Origin of the sequence: Thioalkalivibrio sp. ALE22, from assembly GCF_000381445.1 — a bacterium.
Classification (GTDB): Bacteria; Pseudomonadota; Gammaproteobacteria; order Ectothiorhodospirales; family Ectothiorhodospiraceae; genus Thioalkalivibrio.
On sequence record NZ_KB906502.1, the window covers coordinates 77574 to 90789 of the forward strand.

The 13216-nt window shown below is 67.5% G+C and carries 12 protein-coding genes, 1 tRNA gene and 1 other RNA gene; 7 read left to right on the forward strand and 7 right to left on the reverse strand.

Annotated features, from left to right (window positions below; genetic code table 11):
* Positions 1–504: 504 nt before the first annotated feature.
* The 3 genes from F793_RS13615 to F793_RS0105170 all read right to left on the reverse strand — a co-directional run bounded on the left by F793_RS13615 (position 505) and on the right by F793_RS0105170 (position 1201).
* A non-coding RNA gene (locus F793_RS13615) (RtT sRNA) lies at positions 505–650 on the reverse strand.
* Between the two features lie 37 nt (positions 651–687).
* Positions 688–778: transfer RNA gene (locus F793_RS0105165), tRNA-Ser, on the reverse strand.
* 93 nt (positions 779–871) lie between these two features.
* Positions 872–1201, reverse strand: coding sequence for a DUF1820 family protein (locus F793_RS0105170; protein ID WP_026279324.1), 330 nt, complete (start codon positions 1199–1201; stop codon positions 872–874).
* 395 nt (positions 1202–1596) lie between these two features.
* Between F793_RS0105170 and F793_RS0105175 the strand changes: the two genes are divergently transcribed.
* From F793_RS0105175 to F793_RS0105190, 4 genes are all read left to right on the forward strand, one after another.
* On the forward strand, positions 1597–2457 hold the full coding sequence (locus F793_RS0105175; RefSeq protein WP_018867827.1) for a diiron oxygenase: 861 nt from the start codon (positions 1597–1599) through the stop codon (positions 2455–2457).
* An 87-nt stretch (positions 2458–2544) separates the two neighbouring features.
* Positions 2545–4098 (forward strand): membrane-bound lytic murein transglycosylase MltF, encoded by a 1554-nt coding sequence (gene mltF / locus F793_RS0105180; protein ID WP_018867826.1) that lies wholly within the window; start codon positions 2545–2547, stop codon positions 4096–4098.
* Positions 4099–4209: 111 nt separating this feature from the next.
* Positions 4210–5520, forward strand: a complete 1311-nt coding sequence (locus F793_RS0105185; RefSeq protein WP_018877177.1) for a peroxiredoxin — start codon at positions 4210–4212, stop codon at positions 5518–5520.
* 74 nt (positions 5521–5594) lie between these two features.
* Positions 5595–6293: a rhodanese-like domain-containing protein gene (locus F793_RS0105190; protein ID WP_018875910.1), complete on the forward strand. Its 699-nt coding sequence runs from the start codon at positions 5595–5597 to the stop codon at positions 6291–6293.
* A gap of 19 nt (positions 6294–6312) precedes the next feature.
* On the opposite strand, the gene F793_RS0105195 is transcribed toward F793_RS0105190, so the two are convergent.
* The 3 genes from F793_RS0105195 to F793_RS0105205 all read right to left on the reverse strand — a co-directional run bounded on the left by F793_RS0105195 (position 6313) and on the right by F793_RS0105205 (position 8862).
* A complete protein-coding gene (locus tag F793_RS0105195; protein WP_018881781.1) occupies positions 6313–7581 on the reverse strand; it encodes a TlpA disulfide reductase family protein in 1269 nt (422 codons plus the stop codon).
* A 92-nt stretch (positions 7582–7673) separates the two neighbouring features.
* Positions 7674–8246, reverse strand: coding sequence for an NUDIX hydrolase (locus F793_RS0105200; RefSeq protein WP_018867822.1), 573 nt, complete (start codon positions 8244–8246; stop codon positions 7674–7676).
* 1 nt (position 8247) lies between these two features.
* On the reverse strand, positions 8248–8862 hold the full coding sequence (locus F793_RS0105205; protein WP_018867821.1) for a BMC domain-containing protein: 615 nt from the start codon (positions 8860–8862) through the stop codon (positions 8248–8250).
* Positions 8863–9126: 264 nt separating this feature from the next.
* On the opposite strand from F793_RS0105205, the gene F793_RS0105210 reads away from it, so the two are divergent.
* Genes F793_RS0105210 through F793_RS0105220 form a run of 3 tightly spaced genes read left to right on the forward strand, consistent with a single transcriptional unit; the run spans position 9127 to position 12611 of the window.
* Complete coding sequence (locus F793_RS0105210; RefSeq protein ID WP_018881782.1) at positions 9127–11145, forward strand: site-specific recombinase; 2019 nt, start codon at positions 9127–9129, stop codon at positions 11143–11145.
* Positions 11135–12166 (forward strand): alpha/beta fold hydrolase, encoded by a 1032-nt coding sequence (locus F793_RS0105215; RefSeq protein WP_018881783.1) that lies wholly within the window; start codon positions 11135–11137, stop codon positions 12164–12166. The genes F793_RS0105210 and F793_RS0105215 overlap by 11 nt, the downstream gene beginning before the upstream one ends.
* Before the next feature lie 58 nt (positions 12167–12224).
* Positions 12225–12611 carry a YajD family HNH nuclease gene (locus F793_RS0105220; protein WP_018880342.1) on the forward strand — a complete coding sequence of 129 codons (387 nt, stop codon included), beginning with the start codon at positions 12225–12227 and terminating at the stop codon, positions 12609–12611.
* A gap of 15 nt (positions 12612–12626) precedes the next feature.
* On the opposite strand, the gene F793_RS0105225 is transcribed toward F793_RS0105220, so the two are convergent.
* A complete protein-coding gene (locus tag F793_RS0105225; protein WP_018881784.1) occupies positions 12627–13208 on the reverse strand; it encodes a GNAT family N-acetyltransferase in 582 nt (193 codons plus the stop codon).
* Between the last annotated feature and the right edge of the window lie 8 nt (positions 13209–13216).

Here is a 13216-nt window from a genome sequence, read left to right on the forward strand (position 1 = left end):
CCAGTGGATGAAGGCTAGGTCTTCGCACATCTTGGGCACGCTCGGCCTTCGGCCATAGCGTGCCGCACCCGCGGTGCGGGCGCCGGGGGGTTCAGGCGGCAGGGCCGTTGTCGTGTCGTGGCGTTGGGATGCCTTCTGTTTTGACCTTCCCCTCCCGTATGGAGTCCCTTGCGGAAGGGTTATCGGGCCGGCCCGTTTTCTATAAATTCGGGGCGCTGGATCTCTGAGCGTAGCGAGTTCAGCGCCGCCGGCCCGAGGGCCCTGGAGCAAGGTTCCCGGGCGGAATCCGGGTGCCCTTCTTTGGGTCCTTTCTTGGGCAAGCAAGAAAGGACCTCGCGGCGCGCTGGCGAGTCAGCGCCGGGCAGGCGGCGGACCGAAGGCACCGCAAACAATAGATGCCGAACCAGGGCCAGCCTCCAGCCGAATCACCGCATTCATTAGCCGAATGCCGAGCGCTGGGGCCAGACATGCGAAAGGGGCCACTGGGGCCCCTTTGCTTTGATCTGGCGGAGAGGGAGGGATTACTCGGCACGTTGTGCCTCGCCCTCCGGGTCGTCGCCTGCGGCGACGCTCGGGTGCCGCTCCGCGTCACCCGTCGAACCAGCGTTTTTGTTCCTCGGGTTCGAATCCCGGCACCTCCGGGGCCAAACATGCAAAAGGGGCCACGCAGGCCCCTTTGCTCGAATCTGGCGGAGAGGGAGGGATTCGAACCCTCGATACGGGGTTACCGTATACACACTTTCCAGGCGTGCGCCTTCGACCGCTCGGCCACCTCTCCAATTTCCGCAACCGCTGGACGGCTACAGAGCGCGGAATCCTAAACCAGGCGCGGCAGCAGCGCAATGGAGGGCCGGTGGAAAACGCTTGCGGATCAGGACCCACCCTTGCCTGGCAACCCCGGGAAGGCATGCACGTTTCCACCCACCGCGCCCGCGTCGTGGATGCGCGGCGTCCCCACGGCGGTGACCTCGTCGATGCGAATCAGGGCATGCATCGGCACGTGGAAGCGCTCCACTCCCTCGAACTCGGTACGCAGGCGTTCCTCCGAGGGATCCACCACGACCTGCGAGCGCTCCCCGAACAGCAGACCCTCGATGGTCACGAACCCGTACAGTTCATCCTGATAAACATCACGGGCGAACAATTCGTAGGTTTTGCCATTGTTCAGAAAGCTGATCCGGTAACGTATGTTCTTGTCCATGATCTTAAGGAGACGCTGATTGAATCGCACGTCCGCGCTCGAGTCGCTTTTGCGTGCGAACAAGGCGCGGTGAGTGAAGTGTAGCCGAGCTACATAAGCGAGCCGCAACGCCGGGCGCACGCAAAAGCGGCCGAGCCCCTGCTTTCAATGGCTTGTGGGGTTGGTGCCCCCTGTTCCCCGATCCTGCGTTGCGCCGCTTGCGGGTAGAACCACTACCCGCTGCACGACGCGCCTTGTCTCGGAAAACAGGGGGCACCAACGCGGACGTGCGATTCAATCAGCGTCTCCTTAATCATGGGGGAGCAACCGCAGATTGCAACGGGTTGGCGTTGGTCCGGACGGGCAGAGCCGGTATGATTCCCGGCGTCATCCGCATGGGCCCCGGCACGCCAACGATGAATTCCTCCCAGGAGCTGCTCGATCACTTGAGCCGCAACAGTTCGCCATACCAGGATCCGCTCACGCGGATTCGCTGGGATGCGCTGTCGCCGGAGGACTTCTGGATCCCGGAAGAGGCCGTCTCGCTATTCGGTACGCCGGAATACTCGGCGTTGTCCGCCGAGCAGAAACGCCGCCTGTCGCAGTACGAGTTCCTCTACTTCATCAGCGGGGCACTGTGGCTGGAGGGCCTGTTCATGGAGCGCATCTCGCGCATCTCCATGCACTCGACCGGCCGGCTGGACCGGCTGAACTACCGCCTGCACGAGCTGCGCGAAGAGGCCGGGCACAGCCTGATGTTCATCGAGTTCATGCGGCGCAGCGGCCTGGAGCTGCCGGAGAAGCGCTTCCCGAAGCCACGTCTCGCCACGCTGGTCGGACGCTTCGCCCCGTTCGAGTCCTCGATCTTCTGGATCGCGGTGATGATCGGCGAGGAAGTGCCGGATCGGATGAACCGGCTGATCCACCAGCGCCGCGACCAGATAAGCCCCACGGTGCATGACGTCGTCACCACCCACATGATCGACGAGGCCCGCCACATGGCGCATGCCCGCGACACGCTGGAAAGCTACCTGGACTCCCTGCCCGCCTGGCAGAAGACCACCTACCGGCCGCTGATGCGCCGGGTATTCCGTCAGTTCGTGCACGCCTTCTACTACCCGACGGCGGATATCTACCAGCTCGCGGGCCTGCCCGCGGGTCCGGACTACCGCCGACTGGCACGCGACAATCCGCGCCGGGCCGCCTTCATCGACACCTGTGTCGACCCCGCGCTGCAGATCCTGCGCGCTCAGGGGCTGGTCCTGAACTGGCGATAGGGAAACATTCCGGCCAGGACCAGCACCCGGACCCGGCGCCGCCGCGTCCCGCGCGGCCACGCCGCTTGATTGGGTATCATCCAGTCCATGGCCCCGCACCTTCAGCTCCGACCTCCAAGCACGACCTGGCGTCAGATCGAGCTCGGCATCTTCATCGTGCTGCTGGTGATGATTGGTCTGCGGGTCTGGTTCCAGCCACCCTCTGCACTGGAGCAGCTCACCTTTCGCGAGGAGTTGCAGGTCGTTCTGGTGGACACTCCACTTGGCCGTTCGGAACTGACCATGGCCAACGGCCACGACCAACTGGACCTCGACTTGCTGCACGGCTTTGCGCGGGAGCTGGGCACGCGCATCCGGGTCACCCGCGTGGACACAGCGGCCGAGGCCCACCAGCGTCTGCGCGAACAGCGCGTGGATCTTGCCGCCGGCTTGCTGGTCGATCCCGGCGATCCCGCGGTCAAACCGGGCCCGGAGATCCTCGCGATCCAGCAGCTCCTCGCCTTCTGGCGCGGCAACGAAGCGAACGCGGCCCTGTCCGCCCTCGACGATCTGCCTGCCGGAACCCGTCTGGGGTTCACCGCGCAATCCCCCTTGCCGGAACGCCTGCGGGACCACCTGGCCCAAGTCGAGGCCTCAAGACAACGGAGCTCGACCCTGGCGGAGGGCCCCGAATCCGCCGATCCGGAAGAGAACCCCTTGGAAACGCTGAGCGACGAGCCACCTGACCCAGCGATCGACCTGGTACCGCTGGGCACCGCCGAGGCGCTGCGCCAGGCCCTGGCCGCAGGCGAGATCGACTATGCCCTGATGAACTCGCTGGAGTTCGGGCGGCTGCGGCGCCTGCATCCGGAGCTGCGCACCGCGTACGAGTTCGAGCGCGGTGCGACCGTCACCTGGCTGTTCCCGTCCGGGTTCGACCACAGCCTGATCGAAGCGGCGGAACGCTATATCGAGCGCCTGCGCGAGAGCCGCGAACTGGAGCTGATGACCGACCGTTACCTGGGCCACCTGGAGACCCACGACCTGGTGGACGCCCTGACCTTCGCCCGCCGAGTGGAGGACCGCCTGGATCGCTTTCGCGACCTGTTCGAGAGCGCCGGCGAGCAATACGGCCTGGATTGGCGCTTCATCGCGGCGGTGGCCTATCAGGAGTCACACTGGAATGCCAACGCCGTGTCGCCCACCGGCGTGCGCGGGCTGATGATGCTGACCCAGAACACCGCTGCGGGTCTCGGCATCGACGACCGCACCGATCCCGCATCGAGCGTGGACGGTGGCACGCGATACCTGCTGGATCTGCGCGAACGACTCCCGGAGCGAATCCCGGAACCGGACCGCACCTGGATGACCCTGGCGGCCTACAACGTCGGCCTCGGTCACCTGCACGACGCCCGTCGCCTGGCGGATGCGCATGGCGACGATCCGGATCGCTGGCTGGACGTGATGCAGTGGCTCCCGCGCCTGGCCGACCCCGAATGGTACGAGCGCACCCGCTATGGCTACGCCCGTGGCTGGGAGCCGGTCGTCTACGTGCAGAACATCCGCAGCTACTACGACAAGCTGATCCAGCGCTTCCCCGAAAGCGGCGACCACAGACCGCCGCCCCCCGAGCCGTATCGCCGGGTCCCGGTGTCGCTCTAGGTGTGGAATCTCACAAGGATGTCCACGGGACGACCGGACTGCATTCAGCACCGGCGGATCAATATCGAGCCCTCGTGCGTCTCTCCCCGAACACCCTCCGGAAAGGCCTGCATGACCCGTTCTCTCGCCGTTGTTCTGCTCACTCTGGTAGCGCTTCTGGGGACGCCGCTTATCGCCCTGGCCCAGGATGCCGGGGATCCAACCGGCGCTGCGAACGCAGCCGCCATCATCGAGGCCGGCGGCGCCGAGGTCCCGGTGGAGCGCTATCGCGCCGACGGCGACGCCGTGCTGCTGTGGTTCCCGTCCGAGCACGGGTTGCGCGACGGCCACCGCACCCAGGCCCTGGCCCTGCAGGCCATCGGCATCGAGGTCTGGCTGGTTGACCCCTTCAGCGGCCACTTCCTGCCGGAGGCGGCCTCCAGCTTCGATGACATGCCCACCACGACGGTCGCGGACCTGATCGAGTCGGCTCACGCCGATACCGGTCGCGCCGTCTTCGCGTTCGGCCACGACCGCGCCCTGCCCTGGCTGCTCACCGGGCTTTACCAGTGGCAGCTCGCCCACCCGGATGCGGACCACATGGCCGGCCTGCTGATGGCCAGCCCCTACCTGCACACCGGCGTGGACACCGAAGGTGCCGAGCTGCAGGCCATCGTCGGGCTGACCAACCTCCCCGTGTACATCCTGCAACCGGCGCAATCCCCACAGCGCCAGCAACTCGGCCGCATCCGCGCGGGTCTCACGGAGGGCGGTAGTGCCGTGGGGGCCCGCCTGCTTCCCGGCATCCGCGACCGGTTCTTCTTCCGCCCGGATGCCACGGCCGGCGAGCAACTGGCGAGCGAGCACTTCCATCGCGAGATCGCCTTCGGCATGGAGATGCTGTCGCGCCTGCCCCGCCAGCGGACGCCGGCCGTGGCCGATGCGGACACCGACCTGGCCGTGCGCACCCCCACCGGCGGCGACGCGCAACTGAATACCCTGGACGAGCCCGTGGCCGCCCCGCCGCTGGAACGGCCCGACCTTGCCGGCGACACCCGTCGTCTGGAGGACTATCGCGGCGAGGTCGTGCTGGTGAACTTCTGGGCAAGCTGGTGCCCGCCCTGCGTGCACGAGATGCCATCCATGCAGTTGCTGGAGGATGAACTGCGCGCGGAAGGCTTTCGCATCCTCGCGGTGAATCTCGGCGAGGACGAGGCCACCATCCGCCGCTTCATCGAGGACGAAGTGCAAACGGACTTCACCATCCTCCTCGACCCGGACCAGGCCTCCCTGAATGACTGGCGCGCGATGGCCTACCCCACCAGCTACGTCATCGACCGCGAGGGCCAGCTGCGCTACTACCTGTTCGGCGCGATCGAATGGACCGAACCCGGCGTCATCGACCAGATCCGCGAACTCCTCGACGAACAGGCGCAAGGGTAACGCCGCCGCCCGAAATACCCGCCACACGTGGGCCCTTGCGCGTGCTCGGCAATATTCGGGACTACGCTTGAGGAATGGCGGATGCCGAGGAGAATCCGATGGAAAAGCCCCAACCCGCATCGCCCCGTGTATGCGGCCTGCTCGCGAGCCTGGCACTGCTGGTGGCCTCGCCCACCTTCGCGGAGGTGGAGGTGGGCATCACCGCCGACATGGCCGAGTTCGAGGTGCGCCACGGCGACGAGCGCGTGACGGTGACCCGCGACCAGGACACCTTCGCGACCATCGATCTCGACTATGCGCAGATTGCGCGCCCCTGTCCGCCCTTCTGCATCCAGCCGATGAGCCTGGGTCGAGGGGTCGAGACGCTGGGTGAACTGGAGTTCATCGATTACCTGCGCCAGACCACCGAGCGCGACGACCTGCTGATCATCGATTCACGCACCCCACGCGAATATCGCCGCGGCACCATCCCCGGTGCCATCAACATCCCCTGGGATCGCCTGCACTTCGCCTCCGGGGCCGACCCGGACGACGTACGCAATGTGCTGAGCGACCGGTTCGACGTGGTCTTCGACGGGGACTTCTACGACTTCAGCCACGCGAAGACCCTGGTGCTGTTCTGCAACGGCCCCTGGTGCGGGCAGTCCCCCACCAACATCCGCACGCTGACCAACCTCGGCTACCCGGCCGAACGCATCAAGTGGTACCGCGGCGGCATGCAAATGTGGCACGCCTTCGGCCTGACCACGGTGGAAGGCTCCACCGACGAATAACGCACGACCGTCCGGCCGGCTATTCGGGCTCGGTCATGAGGGTACGGACGCGGTTGATGACGTCGGGGTCGTCCCATTCGATGGCGCTGTTGACGGAATAGCGCACCCGGCCGTCGCGGCCGAGGATGAAGGAGCTGGGGAAGGCGAATACACGCCAGTCGGCGGCGACCCGGCCGTCGAAATCCATCAACACCGGGAAATCCACCTGCGCCTCGTCCATGAAGGCGGAGATGTGCTCGGCGCTCTCCTGATAGTTAACCGAGACGATGGCAAAACCCTTGCCCAGGGTCTCCGCCATGCGGTTCATCGACGGGATCTCGTGGACACAGGGCGGGCACCAGCTGGCCCAGAAGTTCAGCAAGACCACCTGCCCTGCGTAATCGGACAGCGACTGCTCATCGCCCAGGTGATCGGTGAGCGTGAAGTCGTCGACTGGTGGCGGGTGATCGCGCGCTACCAGCCCCCGGCCGGCCTCGACGTCGCGCGCGAGCTCCGGCATCGGCGCCGCGGCCAGCGGGCGCGGGACGCTGGCCAGCAGCCGGCCCGCCTGCAGCAACTGCGCGGGCAGACGGGCCGCCATGGCCCTTTCCTCCGGTTCGGGGTCGGCACGGCGCAGGTAGTAGAAGTCGCGCACCCCCGGGATCATCTGCACGAATACCGCGCTGCCACCCCGGCGCAGGTCGGTCAGGATCTCGTTCAGGTGCCAGCGGTAGACGCCCTGGGTCGGCTGCAGCAGAAACACGGGGAGGCTGGTGGCCCGCACGACATCCACAAACTCCGCGGGCGCCCCGGCGACCGGCGTGTCCACCATCAGGCTGGGGAAGGCCAGGGCCGCCCCGAGCACGTAAGCCGAGTCGGGCCCGTCTTCCTGCCACTTGCGCAGGCCGCGCAGCGCGCTGATGGCCGGGCGACCGGAGGCCACCAGCATGACCTCCTTGCCCGTCTCTTCATGCGCGGCGCGCAGCAACGCGGCCACGCTGACACCATCCAGGCTGCGCATGCTCTCGTTGGTGCGGGGGAGGAAATGGGCATCCAGCAGGTCCACCTGCCAGACCTCAATGCCCAGGGCCGCCAGCTCGCGGCCGAACTCGGCATGGTTGGCGTGCGCGCCCGCCTGCGGCAGCAGCCAGAGGTAGAGGCGCTCACCCTCGGCCGGGTAGACGGTCACGTCCAGCTCCACGCCGGCGGGATCCGTCACGGTCATCGAACGCGGCTCCGCGGCGTCGGCCAGCACCGGCGCAGCCAGAATCAGGCACAGCAGCAGGCCAAGACGTGGCAGAACGCTCATCGACACGGGACGCACGGATCAGGGAGACGGAAGGCGACTATAGCGCCCTGCCGGGCAGGCGGAAACGTCACCACCCCGCCGGGGATACGGGATCAGCGCGGGTGAATGTGCCGGTAGGTGCGCAGGCGGCGGGTCTTCTCCACCATGCGCCACAGGGAACGGCTGTTGTTGTAGCGCGAGACATGCTGCAGCGGGACCCACAGGATGTCGTGCGACTCGTGGCTGCCGGGCACCGGCAGGCGGTCATCGATCTCCAGCAGGAAGCGCACGTCGATGTGCTCGTGCATCGGGAAATGCGGGCTGGCGGGGATGGTGTGGATATCCAGGTCGAAGATGTCTTCCTCGACGAGCCGGATATGCTCGGGGGGCAGGCCAGTTTCCTCGTGTGTCTCGCGCAGCGCCACCTGCAGGATATCCGCCTGACCGTCGGCATGCCCGCCCGGCTGGAACCAGCGATGGTGCTTGCCGTGCAGCAGCAACAGGGCCTGCTCGCGATCCGGGCTGACCACCCAGGCCGAGCCGGTCACGTGGGCCGGCGTCAGGTCGCAATTGAAGCAGTCCGGGTGGTCGTTGACGAAATCCAGCGCGCGGCGGACGAAGCCGGCCTCCTCGATGAAGGTCGTCTGGTGACGGGCCAGCAGGTCCAGCAGCTGCGCGCGATGCATCTCAGGTCCCGGCGGGGTTGTGCAGCGCGTGGATCGCCGCACGCGCCGCCTCGTCCACGTCGCCCTCGCGGCCGGCCAGGGTCAGACGCCCGAAGGCGCCCACCGCGCGCACATCGATCAGCGACACATTGGCCGCCTTCAACGCCTGATTCGCGGCATAGATGATGTAGCCGGCCGGTTCCGCCTCGAGGATGAACATGCTCTGGTCCGGCAGGATCATGTTCCCGCGGCGGTTCTGGCGGTTGATCAGCACGGTGTGATCCGGGGTCATCCCGCGGATGGTCTCCTGCCACGGGATGCGGCAGGGCTGGCGATCCTCCTGGCTGGCGCCCAGGCGCGAGAGCAGCACGCGACCGGCCTCCTGCACCTCGCTCTGGTCGCGGTGGTGGATCACCATGGAACCGAACTCGCGCTCCACGACCTGCTGCGCGAGGTGCACGTTGGTCGCCTTCAGCGCCACGTCGGTTAGACGGTGCACCGCCATCCCCGGCGAAACCTCCACCCACAGGCAGGAGTCCCCCGGTACGGGCAGAAAGCCCTGGGAGACCGTAGCCATGTATTCCGCCAGCTGCGGCTGGAGGGAATCCATGTAGACGTAGGTTCGCAGCTGGATCATCGATTCGCTCTGGGCCGGGGCCTGGGCCCCATGGGTCCCGCGCGTCGCGGCCCGAACCCGCGCGGGGCGTCCGCGCACAGGTTACGCAAGCCGCCTGCTACCGCCGGCCTGAGTGAGTACACGGGAGAATTGAGGGGCGTATTGTGAACGCAGCGGGCCTCAAGCTCAATCTCCGGGCCGCATCGGCGCCCCTGCAACGCGCGGACACAACCCCCGTATGGCCTCGTATAATGCTACGCCAGCCCAGCCGCCACAGGGATTGTCATGACAAAGCAGGACGCGGAACACCTCCTGGCCCGCGTGGAAGATGCCGACCTCGACCTGGCCGAGACCCTGCGCGAACTCGTCGACTGGCTGCGCCCGGACGATCCCCGCAATGTGGCCCCGGTTATCGGCCGGATCGAACAACTGACCCTGGCGCTCGCGGACCACCCGAGCCTGCAGGAACGGCTGCGTCAGCGACTGGAGGACGGGCTGGAGGACGCCCGGCACCTGACGCTGTACACCGGGATCGGCCTGTTCTCGCGCAAGGGATTCTTTCGCGAGGCGGCGGAGCTGATCTACGAGCGCATCAACCCGCGCCCGATGGATCGCCAGGATCTGAAAGATGTGCTGTTTCACGTCTTTCACCAGACCGACGATGCGGTCTGGGTCGCCGCCCTTCCGGACGATGCCTGGTGGCGCCTGCTGGAGGCACTGGGCTGCCTGTCCGGCGAGCATCCCGGGGTCCTGCATCGGGCCCGCGAGGAGATCCTCTACGCCCTGGAGATGCTGTCCATCTGGGTGGCGGCCGAGGAACTGGAACCGGAACTCCTGCGCCTGGACCCGTCGATCGCGGAGCGCAACTCGGCGTTTGTGGCCCAGGAGCGCGAGATCTCCGCCTACGTGCGCGACTATCGTGCCGCGCTGGAGGACCCCAACCGCGAACGCATGGACGACCGCCACGCCCGCGTGCTGCTGGAGCAGTGCGGCGAGCAGATCGCGCGCCTGCGCCAGCTGGCCATCACCCACGGCAACAGCCTGTCCCTGACCCACCTGCTGGAACGCCTGGACCAGACCCTCCGGCGCATCCACAAGCTGCTCGACCTGCTGGAACCCGATGCGGAGCGCGATACCCGCGCCGCCTCGGTCGGCGTGTTCCGCGAACTCATCACCATCAGCGCCCGCCAGCACGGGGTGCGCGCGCTGTGGCAGGACAACATCAAGCTGGTCTCGCGCAGCATTACCCAGCATGTCAGCGACACCGGCGAGCACTACATCACCCAGTCGCGCAGCGAATACTTCCAGATGCTGCGCTCCGGGGCCGGCGCCGGGCTGATCATCGCGGTGATGGCGCTGATCAAGATCCAGATCGGGGCCCTGGATCTGTCCCAGGCGGCCTACACACTGTGGACCAGCCTGAACTACGGGCTCGGTTTCGTGCTCATCCACATCCTGCACTTCACCGTCGCCACCAAGCAGCCGGCCATGACCGCCGCGCGCCTGGCCGCCGCCATCGAGGAGAGCGAACGGGGGACGGCCGACCCGCGCAAGATGGCGGACCTCCTGATGCGGGTGGGACGCTCGCAGTTTGCCGCGGTGCTGGGCAACGTGGGCATCGCCCTGCCCACCGCAATCCTGATCGGGCTGTTTTCCGCCCGCCTGCTCGATGCCCCGATCCTGTCCGGCCAGGAGGCCGACTACCTGATGGACGGCCTGCGCCCGATCATGGGGCTGGCGCTGTTCTTCGCCGCGATCGCCGGGGTCTGGCTGTTCGTCTCCGGCCTGATCGCCGGCTTCTTCGACAACCGCTGCGCCTATCTCGACCTGCCCGGCCGCCTGCGGGAACACCCTTGGCTGCGCCGCCTGCTGCCCACCGGCGCCCGCCACCGCCTGGCTGACTGGATCGGCTACAACTACGGGGCCCTGATCGGGAACTTCCTGTTCGGCGTCCTGCTCGGGGTCACCGGATATGTCGGCTACCTGCTGAGCCTGCCGCTGGATATCCAGCACGTGGCCTTCGCCTCGGCCAATCTCGGCTATGTCACCGCCAGCGAGGCACCCGGGCCGGGGATATTCACGCTGTTCCTGGTCTTCGTGCTGCTGATCGGGGCCGTCAACCTGTGGGTCAGTTTCGGCCTCGCGCTGTACGTCGCGCTGCGCGCCCGGGGCGTGCGCATGGGGGCCTTCGGCCGCGTGTTCCGCGCCTACGGCCATCATCTGCGCGAACGCCCGCGGGAATTCCTGTTTCCCCCGCGTGCCGTAGCCGCCGCCGACGAAAACGACAAAGGCGATGCTCGGTAGCCACGCCCGGGTTCTCCTGCTGCTGGCCATCCTGTGGCTGGCCGGCTGTGCCGGAGCGGTGCCCAACCCGTCCGGTGGCGAGTCCCGCGTACCAATCCTCGCCCCCGAGGTCATCCACACCGCAGATGGTGATCGACTGCCGCTGCATCGCTGGGGTCCGGAGACCCCGGAGCGGGTGGTGCTGGCCCTGCACGGATTCAACGACCACGGCGGCAGCATGCAGGCCCTGGGCGAGGCCCTCGCCGAGCACGCCATCGCGGTCTACGCCTATGACCAGCGCGGCTTCGGCGGCACGCGCAATGCCGGCTACTGGTCCGGTCATCGGATCATGGCCGAGGACGCCCGCACCGCGCTGCGGCTGCTGCAGGCGCGTTATCCCGATCGCACGCCCTACCTGGTCGGCAAGAGCATGGGCGGCGCGGTCGCCCTGCTGGCCGCGGCGGAGGCGCCCGACGCCGGGGACGGGACACCGCTCGTGGCCGGCACGGTGCTGATCGCCCCGGCCGTCTGGAGCCGGGGCGACATGCCCTGGTATCAGCGCTTCGGCCTGTGGCTGGGAGCGCGCCTGGCCCCCGGCTGGCGCCTGGACGGCGAGATGGCGGCGGAACTGGATATCCACCCGACGGACGACCCCGCCGTGCTGCAACAGATGCGCGACGACCCGCTCGTGCTGCGCGACGCGCGCATCGATGCCCTCGATGGCCTGACCACCCTGATGACCCACGCGCTGGAGACCGGTCCCGACCTGCCCGCGCCCAGCCTGACCCTGTACGGCGCGCGCGACGATCTGGTGCCACCGCGCCCCCTGGCGCGCCTGCTGGAGGGGCTTTCCGCGCAGGAGTCCGGTGCCCACCGCGCCGTGCTCTACCCCGAGGGCTACCACATGCTGACCCGCTACACCCGCGCCGGAACCACCTTCGCCGACATCGCCGCGTGGCTGCAGGACCCGCAAGCCCCCCTCCCCTCCGGCCACGAACGCAGCCTCGATGCGCTAACGCAATACCTTCGGGATCTAGACTGACTGGCCCCGCCGGCGCATCAAAGCTACGCTCGATGCAGCAACCTCTGGAGAACGCCCCATGAGCCACTCGACCTCCAACCGTCTTGACGACCTGGTGGCCCGCAGTCGGCGCGACCAGGCGGAGCGCGAACGCGGCTATCGCGAGCAGGCCCTGAAGATGTATCCGTGGGTTTGCGGGCGCTGCGGGCGGGAGTTCACCCGCGCCAATCTGCGCGAGCTGACGGTACACCACCGCGACCACAACCACGACAACAACCCCCCGGACGGCAGCAACTGGGAACTGCTGTGCCTGTACTGCCACGACAACGAGCACCAGCGCTATACCGATGCCACCCCCGGAAGCGGCAAGACGGGCGGCACCACGGCCACGCACAACCCGTTCGCCGGGCTGGCCGGCATGCTCAAGGGGGACAACGATCCACAGGATGACGATTCGGGGGCGTAAACCCCCGCGACCGCTTCACAGCCGGCGCCACCAGAACTGCAATGGCTTGTGGGTTCCCTGCTTCTCGCCAATATCCGGCCAGGGAAACTGGCAGACCAGGCCCTCGGCCCGGGTGTAGCCGCGCCTCCTCCAGAAACCGTCCAGCGGCCGATAGTCCGCCGGGCGCCGCGGGTGATCCTGCGGGCGCACCACCGCACAGAAGGTGGCATGCGCAAACCCCAACCGGCGGGCCGCCGCCTCGCGCTCGTCGAAAAACCGGTGCCCGGCTCCCTGACCACGAAACTCCGGCTCCAGCACTGACTCCGCGAGGTAGTAGTACGCCGCCGGGTCCAGCCCCTGCTCGCGAAACGGGGCCTGGAATTCCGCCTCGGCCGCGGCCAGAGGCAACGCGGTGGAGGCGCCCACCACACGGCCATCTTCCAGCGCCAGCACCAGCGTGCTGTCCGGGCAGTCCGCGTAGCCCTGCAGGTACCGCGCCTCGTACTCCGTACTGCCGTCGTAGAGGTACGGCCACTCGCGGAACACCGCGATACGCAGGCGCGCCACGGCGTCCAGATAGGGCGTTATACCCGCCCCGCCCACGGTCCTGAATTCCATTCGTTTCG

Coding starts and splice junctions, on each gene's coding strand:
- F793_RS0105170 (WP_026279324.1), bottom strand. CDS start 1,201: ATGGACAAGAACATACGTTACCGGATCAGCTTTCTGAACAATGGCAAA.
- F793_RS0105175 (WP_018867827.1), top strand. CDS start 1,597: ATGAATTCCTCCCAGGAGCTGCTCGATCACTTGAGCCGCAACAGTTCG.
- mltF (WP_018867826.1), top strand. CDS start 2,545: ATGGCCCCGCACCTTCAGCTCCGACCTCCAAGCACGACCTGGCGTCAG.
- F793_RS0105185 (WP_018877177.1), top strand. CDS start 4,210: ATGACCCGTTCTCTCGCCGTTGTTCTGCTCACTCTGGTAGCGCTTCTG.
- F793_RS0105190 (WP_018875910.1), top strand. CDS start 5,595: ATGGCGGATGCCGAGGAGAATCCGATGGAAAAGCCCCAACCCGCATCG.
- F793_RS0105195 (WP_018881781.1), bottom strand. CDS start 7,581: ATGAGCGTTCTGCCACGTCTTGGCCTGCTGCTGTGCCTGATTCTGGCT.
- F793_RS0105200 (WP_018867822.1), bottom strand. CDS start 8,246: ATGCATCGCGCGCAGCTGCTGGACCTGCTGGCCCGTCACCAGACGACC.
- F793_RS0105205 (WP_018867821.1), bottom strand. CDS start 8,862: ATGATCCAGCTGCGAACCTACGTCTACATGGATTCCCTCCAGCCGCAG.
- F793_RS0105210 (WP_018881782.1), top strand. CDS start 9,127: ATGACAAAGCAGGACGCGGAACACCTCCTGGCCCGCGTGGAAGATGCC.
- F793_RS0105215 (WP_018881783.1), top strand. CDS start 11,135: ATGCTCGGTAGCCACGCCCGGGTTCTCCTGCTGCTGGCCATCCTGTGG.
- F793_RS0105220 (WP_018880342.1), top strand. CDS start 12,225: ATGAGCCACTCGACCTCCAACCGTCTTGACGACCTGGTGGCCCGCAGT.
- F793_RS0105225 (WP_018881784.1), bottom strand. CDS start 13,208: ATGGAATTCAGGACCGTGGGCGGGGCGGGTATAACGCCCTATCTGGAC.